The 14,876-nt window shown below is 61.5% G+C and carries 15 protein-coding genes; 5 read left to right on the top strand and 10 right to left on the bottom strand.

All coding sequences use genetic code 11. From position 1 onward, the window contains the following. The first annotated feature begins 1 nt into the window (after position 1). Positions 2–433, top strand: coding sequence for a DUF1810 domain-containing protein (locus ACE04F_RS17255; RefSeq protein WP_486108535.1), 432 nt, complete (start codon positions 2–4; stop codon positions 431–433). Between the two features lie 38 nt (positions 434–471). On the opposite strand, the gene ACE04F_RS17250 is transcribed toward ACE04F_RS17255, so the two are convergent. Next, positions 472–1,695 (bottom strand): MFS transporter, encoded by a 1,224-nt coding sequence (locus ACE04F_RS17250; protein WP_486108533.1) that lies wholly within the window; start codon positions 1,693–1,695, stop codon positions 472–474. A 21-nt stretch (positions 1,696–1,716) separates the two neighbouring features. After that, positions 1,717–2,352, bottom strand: a complete 636-nt coding sequence (locus ACE04F_RS17245) for a TetR/AcrR family transcriptional regulator (protein ID WP_486108531.1) — start codon at positions 2,350–2,352, stop codon at positions 1,717–1,719. Between the two features lie 112 nt (positions 2,353–2,464). Between ACE04F_RS17245 and ACE04F_RS17240 the strand changes: the two genes are divergently transcribed. Next, positions 2,465–3,472: an NAD(P)-dependent oxidoreductase gene (locus ACE04F_RS17240; RefSeq protein WP_486108529.1), complete on the top strand. Its 1,008-nt coding sequence runs from the start codon at positions 2,465–2,467 to the stop codon at positions 3,470–3,472. Positions 3,473–3,608: 136 nt separating this feature from the next. Here ACE04F_RS17240 and ACE04F_RS17235 read toward each other — a convergent pair whose 3' ends face one another. The 8 genes from ACE04F_RS17235 to ACE04F_RS17200 form a co-directional block, all read right to left on the bottom strand. Then, positions 3,609–4,859: a TIGR02270 family protein gene (locus ACE04F_RS17235; protein ID WP_486108527.1), complete on the bottom strand. Its 1,251-nt coding sequence runs from the start codon at positions 4,857–4,859 to the stop codon at positions 3,609–3,611. 37 nt (positions 4,860–4,896) lie between these two features. Continuing rightward, entirely contained in the window at positions 4,897–5,805 is a 909-nt protein-coding gene (locus ACE04F_RS17230) for a beta propeller repeat protein (protein WP_486108525.1), read from the bottom strand. 10 nt (positions 5,806–5,815) lie between these two features. Continuing rightward, the gene (locus tag ACE04F_RS17225) at positions 5,816–6,898 is read right to left on the bottom strand and encodes a PAAR-like domain-containing protein (protein ID WP_486108523.1); all 1,083 of its coding nucleotides are present in this window, start codon (positions 6,896–6,898) and stop codon (positions 5,816–5,818) included. Then, positions 6,898–7,935 carry a hypothetical protein gene (locus ACE04F_RS17220; RefSeq protein ID WP_486108521.1) on the bottom strand — a complete coding sequence of 346 codons (1,038 nt, stop codon included), beginning with the start codon at positions 7,933–7,935 and terminating at the stop codon, positions 6,898–6,900. Before ACE04F_RS17220 ends, ACE04F_RS17225 begins: the two co-directional genes overlap by 1 nt. Next, positions 7,935–9,047, bottom strand: coding sequence for a DUF2169 family type VI secretion system accessory protein (locus ACE04F_RS17215; protein WP_486108519.1), 1,113 nt, complete (start codon positions 9,045–9,047; stop codon positions 7,935–7,937). The genes ACE04F_RS17220 and ACE04F_RS17215 overlap by 1 nt, the downstream gene beginning before the upstream one ends. A gap of 15 nt (positions 9,048–9,062) precedes the next feature. Beyond that, on the bottom strand, positions 9,063–9,521 hold the full coding sequence (locus ACE04F_RS17210) for a DUF6484 domain-containing protein (RefSeq protein WP_486108517.1): 459 nt from the start codon (positions 9,519–9,521) through the stop codon (positions 9,063–9,065). Between the two features lie 17 nt (positions 9,522–9,538). Beyond that, positions 9,539–11,716 (bottom strand): type VI secretion system Vgr family protein, encoded by a 2,178-nt coding sequence (locus ACE04F_RS17205; RefSeq protein WP_486108515.1) that lies wholly within the window; start codon positions 11,714–11,716, stop codon positions 9,539–9,541. Between the two features lie 363 nt (positions 11,717–12,079). Continuing rightward, a complete protein-coding gene (locus tag ACE04F_RS17200) occupies positions 12,080–12,421 on the bottom strand; it encodes a hypothetical protein (RefSeq protein WP_434623688.1) in 342 nt (113 codons plus the stop codon). 204 nt (positions 12,422–12,625) lie between these two features. On the opposite strand from ACE04F_RS17200, the gene ACE04F_RS17195 reads away from it, so the two are divergent. Genes ACE04F_RS17195 through ACE04F_RS17185 form a run of 3 tightly spaced genes read left to right on the top strand, consistent with a single transcriptional unit; the run spans position 12,626 to position 14,779 of the window. Continuing rightward, positions 12,626–13,258 (top strand): TonB C-terminal domain-containing protein, encoded by a 633-nt coding sequence (locus ACE04F_RS17195; protein WP_486108574.1) that lies wholly within the window; start codon positions 12,626–12,628, stop codon positions 13,256–13,258. After that, positions 13,255–13,800 (top strand): sigma-70 family RNA polymerase sigma factor, encoded by a 546-nt coding sequence (locus ACE04F_RS17190; RefSeq protein ID WP_486108513.1) that lies wholly within the window; start codon positions 13,255–13,257, stop codon positions 13,798–13,800. The genes ACE04F_RS17195 and ACE04F_RS17190 overlap by 4 nt, the downstream gene beginning before the upstream one ends. Positions 13,801–13,837: 37 nt before the next feature. Further along, complete coding sequence (locus tag ACE04F_RS17185; protein WP_486108572.1) at positions 13,838–14,779, top strand: FecR family protein; 942 nt, start codon at positions 13,838–13,840, stop codon at positions 14,777–14,779. Positions 14,780–14,876 lie beyond the last annotated feature (97 nt).

Here is a 14,876-nt window from a genome sequence, read left to right as displayed (position 1 = left end):
CATGGGAGACATCTACAACCTGTCCCGTTTCGTCGAAGCCCAGGATCCGCTGTTCAATCGAGTCATGGACGAGCTGCGCGCAGGCCGCAAGACGAGTCACTGGATGTGGTTCATCTTTCCCCAGTTGCAGGGTCTCGGACGTTCCGAAATGGCCGCGCGCTTCGCCATATCCGGGGTTGCCGAGGCTCGTGCTTACCTTCAGCACGACCTGCTCGGCCCGCGACTGGAGGAATGTGTGGAAACAGTCCTGCGGCATCAGGGCATGAGCGCCGAGCGGATATTCGGCTCGCCCGACGACCTCAAGTTTCGTTCCTGTCTGACGTTGTTCAGCAGCGTCCAACCGGGATCTTCCCTGTACCAACAGGCGCTAGACCGGTTTTACTCGGGCGAGCCGGATCGCAAGACACTGCTACTGCTTGAGCAACCGAGGTGACGTGGCGAGACGGCCTGCCGCGGGTTGTCCAGCCATTTTTACTTGCCGATTTCCTGCTCCGCCAGAATCGAGGCGGTGAGAGGACTTTGGCCCTTTGCAAACCACCACCACGCCGCGACTCCCAGGAGCGTGGCCAGCGCGGCCAGGACCAGAATCACCGATTGCGTGCCCAAGGGCGCCGCCAGCACCGCGACCAACAAGCCAGCCAACGGCTGCGAAAGGTTGTTGAGCAGAGTGATCACGCCTACCGTCTTGCCGAAATCCTTGGCTGGAATAACCTGTTGCCGGATCGTGCGCATGTAGACGTTGAACATCTTGTCGAAGCCGACGATCAACAGGAAGCCCACGACGTAGCCGATCAGGTTCGGGCTCAGGGCACTGATGAAGCCTCCCGCGACGATCATCGAGTAGCCGACGCCTCCCGAAACTCGCAGAGGCAGGGCGACCCGGGCGAGCAAGAACAGGATCACGATTGTTGTCATCGCGCCAGCCGCCTGCAGGCCCGCGTAGTCGTCCTTGCCAGCGCTGTACTCGCCAAGCACCATCGCCGCCGAGGTGGCCAAGGTGACACCCACGATCAGGTTGACGCCTACAGCCAGAGTGATGATTTTCTTCAGCTCCGCCAGGTTACGGATATGCCCGAAGGCAATCCGCAGCGGCTGCAACCAGATGTCCTGATGTTGCTCGAAAACCTCAAGGGTGATACGGCTGAGGCGTTGCCAAACCAGCATGCTCAGGTCGGCCAGCAGGAACAATCCGGCAATCCACAGCACCACCCAATGCCAGGCCCACACTTCCAGCATTAACGCCGCCACCAGTGGCCCGAGCACCAGTCCGGTCTGGTCGGCGATCTGCGAGTAGGACAAGGTTTTGGTGTAGCTGTAGTGCTGGAAGATATGCGGCATTAATACTTCACGCGCCATGATGCCTTGCGTGGTCAGCACCCCGCACACCGCTGACAGCACCACGACCCAGGCGATGCCGCCGAAGACCCCATGCAGCGCCATCGCCGCGACACACAGCAGCGCCCGGTAGACCTGACTGATGTGCAGGATCCTGATGGGCGAATACTTGTCGCACAGAGCGCCGCACAACGGGAATGCGAGGAATCGCGGCAGCGACTCGACAAAAAACGCCAGCCCGGCCCAGGCAGCGCTGTTGGTCGTCTGGAACACCACCAACGGCACGATGAACAGCAGGATCTGATCCGCCAGCCGCGACAGAAACAACGAAATGAAAAAAGCGAGGTAATCCTTACGCATGGCAACGTCCTGTTGGCAGTATCAGGGCCGCGATTGATTCGTGGGCCTAGGCGGCATCATTACACTTTGGATCAGCAACGCGAACGCCTCTATGGCCTCTTTCTCGCCATGACGCCCGCGCACCAAGGTGCCTGAGAGCGCCTCTCCAGCACCGACCAGACCCACGCAGCAACGCTCAAGTTCTGCGGTTGCCAAGGTGGCATGAGGCTCAAGTACGCTCAGGAACATCTGCACGCAGTTGTCCAGGAGCTCCTGCAAAACCATCGCCTTCTCTTCACTTCCTGCCAGGGCTGCGCCGACCGCATGGAACTCATCGGTGCTGTCTGCCGCGCATTGGATATAGGCACTGGCCAGGACCTGAGCTGTTTCCTCCGGGCTTCGCGCGGTCTTGGACATGCCTTCGCGAAAAGCGCGGACCCGCTCGGTATCAATCCATTTGTACAGCTCGATCAACAGCGCCGAGCGGGTGGGGAAATGATCGTATACCACCGGTTTGGACACTCCAGCGCGGACGGCCAAGTGGCCCAGGGTCAGACTGTCGGCGTTTTCCTCGCGCACGATCAATAACGCGGTATCCAGCAACTGCCGCCGCCGTTCAGCTTTCGAGAGTCGGCGGGAAGGGGAGTTACCTGTAATGGTTTCAATGGTTTTTTGCACGGTAGCGCATCCAGATCAATAAAACCTACCAATGGTAGGTGACAATGCGTGAGAGCGTGTTAGTTTACCTACTAACAGTAGGTTTTAGTCCAGAAAACGAGGAGAACTCACGATGTCACTTGATCCTATCTTGTTCATGGGTGGTTCCGGCGCCATTGGTCACCAGACTGCCCGCGCGCTGCGCGCCGCTCATCCCGACGTACCGCTGTTGATCGGCGGCCGTGATCTTGCCAAGGCTCAACAGGCCGCCCAGCAAATCGGCGGGGCGCAGGGCGTGGCGATCGATTCCACTGCGGACGATCTGGGCCTTGGCGTGCGCCCGATCAGCGCGGTTGTGGTTTTTTACATGGACCATGCCGTGGCCGGATTGCGCTTTGCACAAAAGCGCGGCGTGCCGCACCTCAGCATTTCCTCTGGCATTTTCGAGATCGCGCCGGAAATCGCCACGTACATGCACATGCCCGACGCTTCGCCCATAGTCCTGGGTTACGAATGGATGGCGGGAGCGACGACGGTGGCAACATTGAACTGTGCCCGGGCATTCGGCCAGGTGCACAAGATCAGCATCAATGCGCTGGTCGATGAGCAGGACACCGGAGGACCGACCGTCGCCAGCGACTTCGAACACCTGAACAAAATGCTGCCCGCCGCCTTGACGCGACGCGACGGGGTGTTCGTCTGGCGCGAAGGCGAGGACGCCAAGGCCAGCTTCCACGCTGTGGATGGTACCCAGATCGAGGCCTCCGGCTTTTCGTCCATTGACGTCGCCGGCCTGGCCACTGCCACAGGTGCGGCAGATGTCCAATTCAACATTGGCATCGGGGTCAGTTCAACCCGACGCCAGGGCGGGCCGATGTCCACTGAGATCATCATTGAGCTCGCTGGCGACGACCTCAAGGGCCAACCGCTACGCACCCGTCATGCCGTCGTCCACCCCGCGGGCACTGCGCCGCTGACTGGCCTCAGTGTCGCAATGCTCCTGGAACGTCTGCTCGGTCTGGACGGGCAACCCGCGACGCCGCCAGGGCTTTATTTCCCTTACCAACTGCTGGATGCCAACGCGTATCTGCAGCGTCTGAAGCAGGAGGGCGGTGAGCTGCGCCAGCTTCAGCCTCAATGATGTAGCTCGATCAGCATGCCTTCCGTGGCGAGGGAGCTTGCTCCCGCTGGGGTGCGCAGCAGCCCTAAAAATCTTGTGGTCGCCGCGCACAGAAGCCCCAGCCCGGCCCTGCGGGAGCAAGCTCCCTCGCCACGGGTCACCGCGTTGTCTTCAATAGCCGCTGTTGCCGCAACGCCGGTGCGCTTGTGGGGAAAAGCGCTTCATCCGGTCGAAAACGGGCGAGGCCGCAGGCAGCGGCTACGCGCTGGCGTTGCTGACCCTGAATGAGCGCTTGCTGAAAGCTGCGTTCGCTGTGTGCCATCCCCAATATGTATCGAGTCTCCACCTGGAATTGTCCGCCATTGGCCTGCCACCAGGCTTCGATCGCTGACGGGTCGGGCCAGGGCAGGTTTTCATCAGGGTCCATGGCGACATTCGGATCCTCAGGGTCATCGTTCGGCCCTGCAGCGAAGTCCGGTGAGCTGCGCAACTCCAGGTCGAGCAGCGCCAGGTCGGCGCCGGTGATCAGGCTGAAAGCTTCGCCAGCGACCCGGGAGTAAGGCAATTCGCTCATCTGCTGGACCAACCACGGCGCGCTGACCGGATCGCCCAATAAGCCGAGGGCCTGGATTGCGGTGCGTCGATTCCCGGGATCCTGCGCGCACTGGCGTATCCAGGCGATGCTGGCCTCACGGTCCTGCCAGGCCAATAACACGCAGAGCGCGCGATATTGAAATTCGCCGCTTTCCTCGGCGAATCGACGCAGAGGTTCAAGAGCCTGCTGGTCGCCCATCTGGGCGGTGGCCCAATTGGCCCAGAAGCGTGTGGCTGCATGCTCATGGAGGCGGTGAGCACGAATCTCCGCCCACAGGTCACGACGCCGCAACTCGCCAGCCGTGCGCGCGGCACGCGCCAGCACGCTTGGGTCCGCCTCGCAAAGCCCGGCCAGCAGGGCCGGGCCTGGATCGCGGCGATGCATGCCGCAGGCCGCCAGGCCGAGGCGGCGGAACAAGGGTTCAGGGGCGGCGAGCATGCGCTCGATCCAGGGCGATAGCCGCGCCCAGTCCAGCCACCCCAAGGCCATCAGATAACCGCGCTCGGTTTCTACCGCACTGCGCAGATGCTCGCTGAGCCTGGACAGCACCTTGGCATCGGCCGCCTCGAAAGCCAGCACCACGCTGGCGAACATCTCGCCGACCGCGTTTGGGCCGAGCTGGCCCAGCAGAACCTCCAGGCCGGTTGGCCCGGCGATACGCAAGCCGTCGAGATGGGCGTCGATGCGGTTATCGAGTTTGCCGAGGTGGTCGATGTCGTAGTGCGGAGCGCGCAGGGCATAGTCTCGCAGGGCTGCGAGGAAGCTGGCTTCTTCGGCGTGTTGCTCGACCACCAGGGACAGCGAATTGTTCATGAACCGTGCACCAGCAGCATGAATGCGCAAGGCCGATTCAAGTGTTGTGTGGGCATATCAACCGCTCCCACCGATTGCCATCGAACTTGAGTATGTCGTCCACGCCAAAGGAATAGAGCAATCCGTCCTGGGCATCCAGTTTATGGCCGCCGGGAGCGGGGACGATGCCCGTGTCGATATCGACGAAGTCTTGCCCGTCATACCGAACGAGGCCGTGTACATGGGAAAGGTAAAGGTGCCCGTTGTATAGCGCCATGTCCCAGAAATTCATCGTCCTCTCGGTGTCGATCACTTGCCATCCATGGCGGTTGCCAACCAACAGAAGCCCATCATTCCCGCATGCGTAGACCTCGTCCTCGCTCTCGCACCTCACGCATGACAATGGGCGATTGGTCGGGGAGTCCAGCGTGCTCCAGCGTGACCCGTCGTAGTGCAGGATGAGGCCCTTTTCACCCACGGCATAGAGATTGGTGCGAAGTGCGCCATCCAGGCTTTCCAGGGTTGGCGAGCCTACTTTCGCCCCAGGAGGGCTGATGTTCGTCCAGGTGCCGTTCGAATAGCGATACACCTGTGATGACTGACCGCTGATATATAACTCGTTGTCGATTTCTCGTATGCAAAGCAGCTCGCCGAGCCGGCCCGTATCGATGCGGTGGTTTTCGAACTTGCCGCGGATATTGTCCAGCGTGAAGTCTGCCGAGCCGGATTTGACATGACGAAGGTTGCCGTTTCGACCAAGCATCCAGAGGCTGTTGTCACTGCGTCTGAAGCAGACGGCGCCGATAACATCGTTGTCTACATCGTTGTAGACCCAGTTCCCATCGAAGCAGAATGCGACCCTGGACATCTGTTCGTTCGGCAGGGAGTTATATTGCGCAGGGATAACGAGTGTGTCCGCGTTGACGATCAGGCCACAGGTAAAAAACAGGGAGTCTTCGTGGTTCATGATGGGTTCTCTAAATCAAAGGGGCAGGATTCTTCGGCTTTTTTTCAAGGGCAGGTGCGCGAACTTCACCCCTGCGCATCCCTGACTCCGGGCCGACACCCAGGTCTTCGTGGCCTTTGTCGATCTGTGCCTTCAGGCAATCTTTATCGCAACCCGTCTCATCGGCAACCGCCTGTGCCGAGAGATCGCTGATTTCCGCGTAGGTGAAGTCACTACGTCCGTTCAACATTTCATCTCGCTTGACCACGTAACTCCTGCCGATACGTCCATGCTGCATGAGCTTGTCCGTCGGGCCTTGGCGAGAGTTGTGGTCGGCGCCCTCCACGCATATGCAGGGGGCCTTGTTGTGATCGTAGGTAGGAACGAAAGCATCACCCCTTACTTTCAGCTTGCCGGTTTTCGGGTTGACGGGGCGGGGTGTCGATAAATCGGCTACCGGCACTGGGTGATGCGGTGTCTTCCCGCCGCACTTGGAACAGCGGGTCTTTGGCGAGTTAGGCACCAGCATGCACTTGCGTGCTTCACAACACTCGGGGCTGGTATTGTCAGCCGGGCCGGGTGTTGCGCCGCGCGACAATGACTTGGCAGGCGCAGGGCAGGCTGCTTTGATCTTTTCCACGTTCCCTGACTTGACACAAGGGTTTTCAGGGTCCGCCATCGCTACCGAATCAAGATACGGCCAAGCCAGCGTGTTTGAGGTCGAGCCGTGGTTATGAGTGGTCAGGTCCATATTGCGCACGACGTTTTCAGCTTCAAATTTCACATTCATCGACCAGGCCGTGAAATAGACCTTGCCTTTGATCTTGCTGGTAATAATCCCTTTTTTCGGGGCATTGCCAGCCTCGTCTCCATAACTGGTCTTGAAGTAACTTTTATCCTTGAGCATGACTTCCTTGCCACTGATCTTCACTGTTCGCGTGCCCCGGGTAGTGTCCTTGGCCATGCCAGTGTTGGGATAGGGAATGGGCACGCCGAGGGGAGTGGCAGCGGTTTGTGGGGGGGTAAAGCAGACATCCGGGAAGCAGGCGATCGACTTGCCGTCGGCCGCCTTGCAGGAAACTTCCATGTTGTTGGCAAAGACTTCGTTGGCCATCAGGCAACCCTCACGATCCGGTAGCTGAGCAGTGCGGCCGCGCGCTCGCCGGCGTCGTTGCCCAGGTGGCAGAAAATATTCGGCCCTTCGCCGTAGCCCTTGCGACTGGCGGCCAGGGCCACGGCGAGCATGGCCGGGCCGATGGCTGCGCCGACTTCGCCGATGCAATCGGCCGGATGCCAGAGATGGAAGAACTCCTTGCGTACCCGCAGGCTGCGACTCAGGGCCAGGGAAGCCTCCTTGAAGTAGTACTGTTCGCCGGAAATATCCGTCAGGCGATAATCCATCTGCTCCAGGCCGCAGCCCGCTTCGCTCAGTGCCGCGCGTACGGCCTGGGTCAGGCCTTCGGCGCGCAGCGGCAGATTTTCGGATTCCACCGTGGCCTGTTCCAGGCCGAAACCCAGGCCGATGCAGGTTAGTTGCGGCATTTCGCTGACAACCGGGGCGGCCAGCACCACGGCCGCGGCGCCTTCGCCGGGAATGAAACCGTTGGAGTTCTGGCTGGTGAGCAGGCGCTCGCGTGCTTCGAAGGCGGTCAACGTCGCTCCATCCAGCAAGGAATCGACGCCGGCAACCAGTACGTGGCGACGACCGCTCTGATAGATCAGCCTGCGCGCATCGAGCAGGGCCACCGCAGCACTGACCCGGCCTCGGGCAATCACGCTGGAGTCAGGATGGAAGCGCAGCCCCAGCTCAGTCTCGATTGCCTGCAACAGTTCCTTATCCAGGCCGTTCAGGCGTCCGGGGCGCTCGGCTTCCGCCACGCACAGCAACAGCGGAGTCTTTTCCGGATCGAACCCTGGGGTACTCTGCAATGCCTCGGCGATGGCGCGAGCGGCCATCTTGATCAGCTTGGTGTGGCCGCGCCAGGGCTGTTCCAAAGATACGCTGGCGCCAATGATCCATTCGCCGCCGCGGTCGATGAAGCGGGTTTCCTGGAAGTTGTCGATGGCGCAGCGGATCGCCGCGCAGCTGGCCGGTGCGCTGAGGCCAACAGCGCTGACCATCCCCGAACCGATGACGCACAGAGCACTCATCAATCAGTTTCCTCGGGAGCACGCCTGGCTTTGACCAGGGCGCCCAGCGACGGGTAGTAATCCTTGCCCAATTCACGGGCGCGCCACCAAGCCGTAGACATCGTCCCGACCAGTACCTGGGCAATCTCGAAAATGTTGCGCCGCAGCGGACGGGAAATCCGCCAGGTCAGTTGCACCTGACGGGCGTCAGTGTCGATCAGCAAGGTGTCGATCACCGCCGAGACCGTTTCATGGCCGCCTTTTTTCAGAAAAAAAGTCACCGGCACAGCCATTTCGGGAATGCGAAAGCCTGCCCGCTCCCGGGACGTGAGGTTCAGCAACAACACCTCTTCGCCGCCGCGCAGGTAATCGGTTTGCTGGTCTTCAGGCGCGGCCTGGAAATAGCGGTTGTCGAAATCCCCAGGCAGAAACGGAAAGCAATCGGCCAACCAGGCATCGTCGTAAGTCCCGGCGAAGCGCGCGCGTTGCGGCCAACTGCGCCCCATTGGCCCGAGGGCCATGGGGCGGAAATCGCCAGAAGGGCTGTCGATCGGCTTGCCCGGTTCTTCGGTGTTCGGCATCGGCCGGCCGATGATGTCGGCGTCATTGCAACTGGCTGGATACCAGCCGCAACCGCTGGGGTTGTCCTGGTAGCAATGACGCATCTCGGGGATGTTCTCCATGGGATGAGAGCCGCCGAAAGCCTGGGCATAGGAGATAGCCTGCGCGGTGAAGGGCTGCGGTGAGCCGGCATGAATACCTGACATTCCCGGCTGCCACTGCCGGGGACCGAACACTGAAAAAGCCTTGCTCACCCGACCGACACGAACACCGGCGGTCAACTGCGTCACCGGCCGACCACCCGGTGCATAAGCTTTGCCCGATACCAGCACGTCGCAGAATGGCTTGAAAGGCGCGAAGTCCATTTCCTCTCGTGGCGCGCTGAGGCCCGGTTCGCCGAAGAACGAGTCAGCCATCAGCAACGGCTGCTGGATGTCTGCGAGGGTCGCGGCACGCCCGTCCAGCGGTAGATCGAAGGTGCCCTTGGCCACGACGACCACGGATTCGCGGCCGTCGCTGGCCATACCCAGGGTATAGGCAGCATGCAGTTTGCTGGCGTTGAGCAGTTCCATGGGTCGACCTACCTGTCAGTTGATTTGCACCGAGCCGCCCTTGATGCGGTTGACCCCGCTGGAGCGGCTGGAGAGGTAGGTGCCCCGGATAATCACCTTGCCCGCGCGAGTCAGGGTGATGCTGGCCTTGCCGCAACGCAGGACGATTTCCTGTTTCGCGCTGAACTCCAGCCGCTCGCCATCGACGTGGGCGACCGCTGGCGATGCGTTTGCCGGCAGGCGCTGGATGCGACCGATCACCAGCGGCCGGGCCGGGTCACCGGCCTCGAACATCAGCGCGACCTGGGCGCCGATGTCGTCACGGCAGAGCGCGGTGGTGGTACGCGCGGCGAGGCCGGTTTCGCCGGGGCAGCCGGGGAAGGCCACGACCGGAGCGTCCGGCGTGGGTACGTCCAGCAGCACCCCGATCACGACGCCATCCACCCGCGTCGGCGTGGCGGTGGAAGATACGGGGAGATGATATTCAACGGTCATGACGCCTGCTCCGTGGCTCAGTTCTGCAGAATTTTCTGGCCTTTGACGACCACATTCTTGTTGGCCTTGATGTTGATGGCGCCAGAGCCATCGATGGTGATGTTCTTGCCCTTGATGACAATGCTGCCGTCCTTCTTCATGGTGATGCTGGCGGCGCCGGTAGTCAGGCTGATCGAGTCGCCGGCGTTGAGCACGAAATGTTTGCCCACATCCAGGCTGTCGTTCTGTTTGATCCCCGTGCTGCGGTTCTGGGCAACGTCGCGGGATTCGTTCTGGCCGATCCGGGTGCTCTGGTTGCCATTGATCTCGATCGCTTCGTTGCCCTGCACCGTTTCATTGCGGTTGCCCGCGATGTCGATGGTCTCGTTGCCGCCGACGTCCTCGGTGCGGTTGCTGGCGACGCTGATTTTTTCGTTCGCGCCGACCTTTTCCGTGCGGTCCGCGCCGATGGTGATGGTTTCGTTGCTGCCCACCCGTTCGGTGCGATTGGCACCGATAGTGATCTTTTCATTGCTGCCGACATCCTCGGTGCGGTCGACACCGATGGAGATGGTTTCGTTATTGCCCACTGTTTCGGTGCGGTCGTGTTTGACCTGCACGGTTTCATCGTGGTCGACGGTCTTGCTGCGATCATGGCCGACCCAATGGGTTTCGTCGTTCTCGACCTCGATGTCCTGGTTTTTCTCGGCGTGAATGAACAGCTGCTCCGCGCCTTTTTTGTCTTCCATGCGGATTTCATTGAAGTTCGCTTGCGTGCCGTCCTTGCTCGATCGGCTTTTCACGCCGCTCTGGGTGGCGTTGGCCGGCAGTTGGTAGGGCACGGTCTGTTCGGCGTTGTAGACGCGGCCGGTGATGATCGGCCGGTCCGGGTCGCCTTCGAGGAAGCTGACGATCACTTCCTGGCCGATTCGAGGGATCTGCACCGAGCCCCAGTTCTTGCCGGCCCAGGCCTGTGAGACGCGAATCCAGCAGGAGCTGTTTTCGTTGGACTGGTCATGGCGGTCCCAATGGAAATGCACCTTGACCCGACCATACTGGTCGGTCCAGATCTCCTCGCCACTGGGACCCACCACCACCGCGGTCTGTGGACCGCGGACAATCGGCATGGGCGTGACGGGGAGGGGGCGAAACGTCTGGCTGGCATCCATACAGTCCAACTCGCTGACGAACTGTTCAGCCTGTTCCTGTTGCCCGCTTTCGTAGGCTTCCTGGCGGATCTGGTAGCGTGCGACGACTATCAGGTATTCGCGGTTCTGGTCCGCGCGGTCATAACCGGTCAGCGTGAACAAATGGCCGGAGCCCAGCCCGCGAGCACGGCCACGTAGCTGCACGCGCTCGAACTGGCTATGGATGGCTTCGATGCGGGTTCGCGCATAGTGATCGCCATCGTTGCTCTGGACGTACTCACCGGGGTAGTCGAAGAGCGGGTATTCGCCGTTGCTATGGTTGCGCGGCACGCTGGAGCGCACCTCAAGGCTGGCGCGCGGCCGCAGAAAGTCATAGTCGTTCAGCGCCAGCGAGCCGGGTTGCACTTCACGGGCCATCTGCCAATCGTAGAAATGATCGCGCTCGCGCATCTGCCGATCGGGCGGATAGAAGGGCACCGACGCGTAGTCCGCCGCCGTGGAGTGAGCGCCGTAGGCATCGGCCAGCACCAGTACATGGCGGGACTTCTCATGGCGGAAGTAGTAATAGATGCCTTCCTGCTCCATCAGCCGACTGACGAAATCGAAGCTGGTCTCGCGGTACTGCACGCAATATTCCCACTCGCGGTAGCTGCCGCTCAGGCTGTCTTCGAAGTCGGAGAAGCCGAGGTCGCGAAATACCTGCTTGATGATGTCCGGCACGGTCTTGTTCTGGAAGATCCGGCAATCCGAGGTGCGGGTGAGCAGCCAGAACCAGGGCCGGAGGCTGACGCGATACCCGGCGAACTGCCCGTGCCCGGTCAGCTGTCGGCAGGTGCTGACAATGCCGTGGAAATAACGTTTGCCTCCGTCATAGAGCTCGAGGGTCAGGCCCATCGGCTTGCCCAGCAACTGGTCGAACTTGATCGCCCGGTCTTCGGAAGTGAGGTCCAGCTCGTAATGGAACAACCGCCCCAGCTCTTCGCTGCCGTCCATACTTTGCAGCAGCAGGACATCGCCGCCGAGGGGACAGTCGACCTGCACCAACCGGTTGTTTTGCGTAATTGCCATTACGGCGTCCCCTGGCTCACGTGCGAGCGGCAGTCAGCCGTTCAGGAGACTGGGCAGCGTCCTCAGCCAGGCAGGCAGGATCAAGGGGTGTGGCGCTTTGCTCACGTAGTTGTACATACACCACAGTGGGATCTCCATATCGGCCTTGAATCTATCCAGCCAAAGCGAACGCGCAATGGATCCTTTTACGCGAAATCATCCAAACCTCCACCGCATCGATAAGTGGAAGGCTATCCATTTAGTCTTATTGGTTATAGCAGCCATTCTGAATAACGCACATAGGGCAGCTGTTCTATGCGTATGGCGACTCGTGGCGTCGCGGCCACACCGAGCGCAAGCAAACTGTCGCTTCAGAAAAAGCGTTTATCTGGGCAGCGGCGAACCAGGTACGGGAGCAGGCGGTCGCTGGGGCTTGACCGACGTGCCAAACGTGTTGCCCATGCGCACGCCGGTGGCTGCCGGCGTCGCGAGGCCGACACTGTTCGGTGCGCGTTTGTCGACCGGCACATCCAGCCTGTCCTGCGCGTGTTGCGCAGCGGCGGCGGCCTCGGGGTCGTTGCCCATCTGGCGGCTCAGGCAGTTGTAATCCGGGGTCTTGTAGCCGCCGACAGTCACCTCGATACAGGCCGGGGCTTCTTCGCCCTGGACCCCGGGCAAAGTCATCAGCAAGCCGATTCCGGCTGTCATGCTCATCCACTGTTTCATCGTTGACCTCCTGGCCCGCCACGGTGGTGGCTCATCGTTTCGGCACCAGTCTAGTGCCGCGCGCGGGATTTGTGTCGGGTGTCATACGACATTCATAAACACCCATCAGGATGACGTTTTTCAACGGATACGTCAGTCGTGCAGCAGGGCATAACCGGGGGCGGACGCAGGCGTGGATTGGCCAGGGCGCCCTTGGGGTGGCTGGTGGTGGCGTGGTGTCTGCTGGCCGGGCCGGCCCAGGCAGTCGGCGTGGTGGACCTGGACATTGCGCCTCAGGAATTGGCCCCGGCACTCGAGCAATTCAGCCGGGCCACAGGCATGGCGGTGCTGGTGGATCACGCCTTGTCGAACCGGCGCCATACGATGGGCGTCCAGGGGCTGTTCACGCCTGCCCAAGGGCTGAGTGTGCTGCTCAGTGGTACCGGGCTGGCGGCGCAGTATGCCCGTGCGGATGCATTCACCTTGCAACCGGTACAGGTTCGCGAGGTGCCATTACCGCCGGGCGCCACTGCCGGATTGAGCGATAGCAACTATGCGGCAACGATCCAGGCGGTCATCCAGCGCAACCTGTGCCGTTCGCCATTGACCCGGCCGGGCAGTTTTCGCGCGCTGTTGCAAGTGTGGATCGGACGCGACGGCGTGGTGCAAAACAGTCGGCTTGTCAGTACTACGGGCGATGTATTGCGTGACAAGGCCTTGGTCAACAGTTTACAGAATCTCAGGATCGACCGGCCGGCGCCCAGTTCGCTGCGCCAGCCGGTGACCCTGCTTTTGTTACCCGATTCATCAGGAAAAAGCATGGAATGCACAGCAGGGGAAGAGGTGTTCGGGCAATGAAAGACGCTGGCCGCAGCCCGATGGTCAAGCTGTTCCTGACTTCCTATGAGGATTTCAAGGTGCGTCTGCGCAGGCGCCTGGGTTCCGAGGAACTGGCCAACGATGTGCTGCATGAAACCTACCTGCGGGTCGACCGCATGGGCGACACACCGGAAATCGTCCAGCCTAACGCCTACCTCTATCGCATGGCCCTGAATATCGCCGCCGACCGCCGACAGTCCGATGCTCGCCTGCTCACCGGCAGCGAGATCGAAGAGCTGCTGCAAATCGCCGACGAAGCGCTGGACCCGGCTCGGGTGGTGGGTGGCCAGAAGGAGTTGCAGACCCTGCTGAAGGCCTTGTACGAGTTGCCGGCGCGGCGCCGCAGGATTTTCATTGCCGCGCGCCTGGAAGAAGCCCCGCATCTGGAGATCTCCCAGCGTTTCGGTATTTCCACGCGCATGGTGGAGAAGGAAATCAAGGCTGCGCTGGGGCATTGCGCCCTGCGCCTGGAAAGAAAAGTCATTCAGCGGTTCGGTCCCGGCGCGGGAAAACCGTCTTGAGAGTAGAGACCCGACCCATTCATGAGTGTGTGTGCGCTTGAACATCTTCAGCATCGCGTCCCCTGACGATACGCCCGAGGCCCGACTGGCCGGCGAGGCCCGTGACTGGTTGATCCTGCTGACCTCGGGACGCGCCACCGTCGCCGATGCCCGTGCCTTGCGCCAATGGTGCGGGCAGAGCGCCGAACATGCGCGGGCGTTCGAGCAGGCCAAGGCGCTGTGGCATGGGCTGCGACCGGCCGCCGAAGCGGCGCAGGGGCCTCGGCATTTTGGCCGTCGGGCGTTGCTCGGCGGCGCGCTGGCCGCCTCCGTGGGCTTCTTGCTGATCCGCGCCACGGTGCCGGGTGGCGTTTCCGGGCTTGCTGCGGACTACGTCACCGAAGTGGGCGAACAGCGCCGGGTCGAGCTGGGTGATGGCGTGAGCCTGGAACTCAATACCCAGACTCGCCTCAGCCGCCTGGCGCTGGCCGAGGGCGGGCAGGGCCTGGAATTGCTCGCCGGCGAAGTCGAAGTGTCCGGCAGCAGCACCACGACGATCAACGTCCAGGCCGGCGCCGGCTGGATCAGCGCCGCGCGGGCCCGCTTCAATCTTCGCTACATCGACCAGAGCGTCTGCGCGACCTGCCTGGAGGGCGTCGTGCAGGTCCAGGTGCAGGGCCGGCAGTTTCGCCTTGAGCCGGGCATGCAATTGACCTACGACACCCACCAGGTCGGCAGCCCACGAGCCGCCGATGTTTCCGCCGCCGTTGCCTGGCGCGAACAGGTATTGGTGTTCAACGATGCGACGCTGGCCAGCGTCATCGACGAGATCAACCGTTATCGGCCGGGCATGTTGCTGTTACTCAACCGCGAGCTGGGCTTGCGTAAGGTCCAGGCCCGTTTCCGCCTCGATCAACTGGCCGGCGTGGCACTGCTGATTCGCGATGCCTACGGCGCCAAGTGCACCGAGCTGCCAGGTGGGGTGGTGGTGCTGAGTTAGTTCAGCGGCGCCTGGGCTGGCCTCTTCGCGAGCAGGCTCGCTCCCACATTTGGCACCGCGTTCGACTGCGGATTTGTAGGCAACATTAACCTGTGGG

This window comes from Pseudomonas sp. AGC41 (assembly GCF_057334555.1).
The sequence above is the reverse complement of the archived record's forward strand: the minus strand, read 5'-3'. Positions and strand labels throughout refer to the sequence as shown.

Bases quoted from the DNA above. Each gene is read 5' to 3' on its own strand.
- ACE04F_RS17210 (WP_486108517.1), bottom strand. From the start codon at position 9,521: ATGACCGTTGAATATCATCTCCCCGTATCTTCCACCGCCACGCCGACG.
- ACE04F_RS17230 (WP_486108525.1), bottom strand. From the start codon at position 5,805: ATGAACCACGAAGACTCCCTGTTTTTTACCTGTGGCCTGATCGTCAAC.
- ACE04F_RS17220 (WP_486108521.1), bottom strand. From the start codon at position 7,935: ATGAGTGCTCTGTGCGTCATCGGTTCGGGGATGGTCAGCGCTGTTGGC.
- ACE04F_RS17205 (WP_486108515.1), bottom strand. From the start codon at position 11,716: ATGGCAATTACGCAAAACAACCGGTTGGTGCAGGTCGACTGTCCCCTC.
- ACE04F_RS17200 (WP_434623688.1), bottom strand. From the start codon at position 12,421: ATGAAACAGTGGATGAGCATGACAGCCGGAATCGGCTTGCTGATGACT.
- ACE04F_RS17255 (WP_486108535.1), top strand. From the start codon at position 2: ATGGGAGACATCTACAACCTGTCCCGTTTCGTCGAAGCCCAGGATCCG.
- ACE04F_RS17235 (WP_486108527.1), bottom strand. From the start codon at position 4,859: ATGAACAATTCGCTGTCCCTGGTGGTCGAGCAACACGCCGAAGAAGCC.
- ACE04F_RS17190 (WP_486108513.1), top strand. From the start codon at position 13,255: ATGAAAGACGCTGGCCGCAGCCCGATGGTCAAGCTGTTCCTGACTTCC.
- ACE04F_RS17225 (WP_486108523.1), bottom strand. From the start codon at position 6,898: ATGGCCAACGAAGTCTTTGCCAACAACATGGAAGTTTCCTGCAAGGCG.
- ACE04F_RS17250 (WP_486108533.1), bottom strand. From the start codon at position 1,695: ATGCGTAAGGATTACCTCGCTTTTTTCATTTCGTTGTTTCTGTCGCGG.
- ACE04F_RS17215 (WP_486108519.1), bottom strand. From the start codon at position 9,047: ATGGAACTGCTCAACGCCAGCAAACTGCATGCTGCCTATACCCTGGGT.
- ACE04F_RS17240 (WP_486108529.1), top strand. From the start codon at position 2,465: ATGTCACTTGATCCTATCTTGTTCATGGGTGGTTCCGGCGCCATTGGT.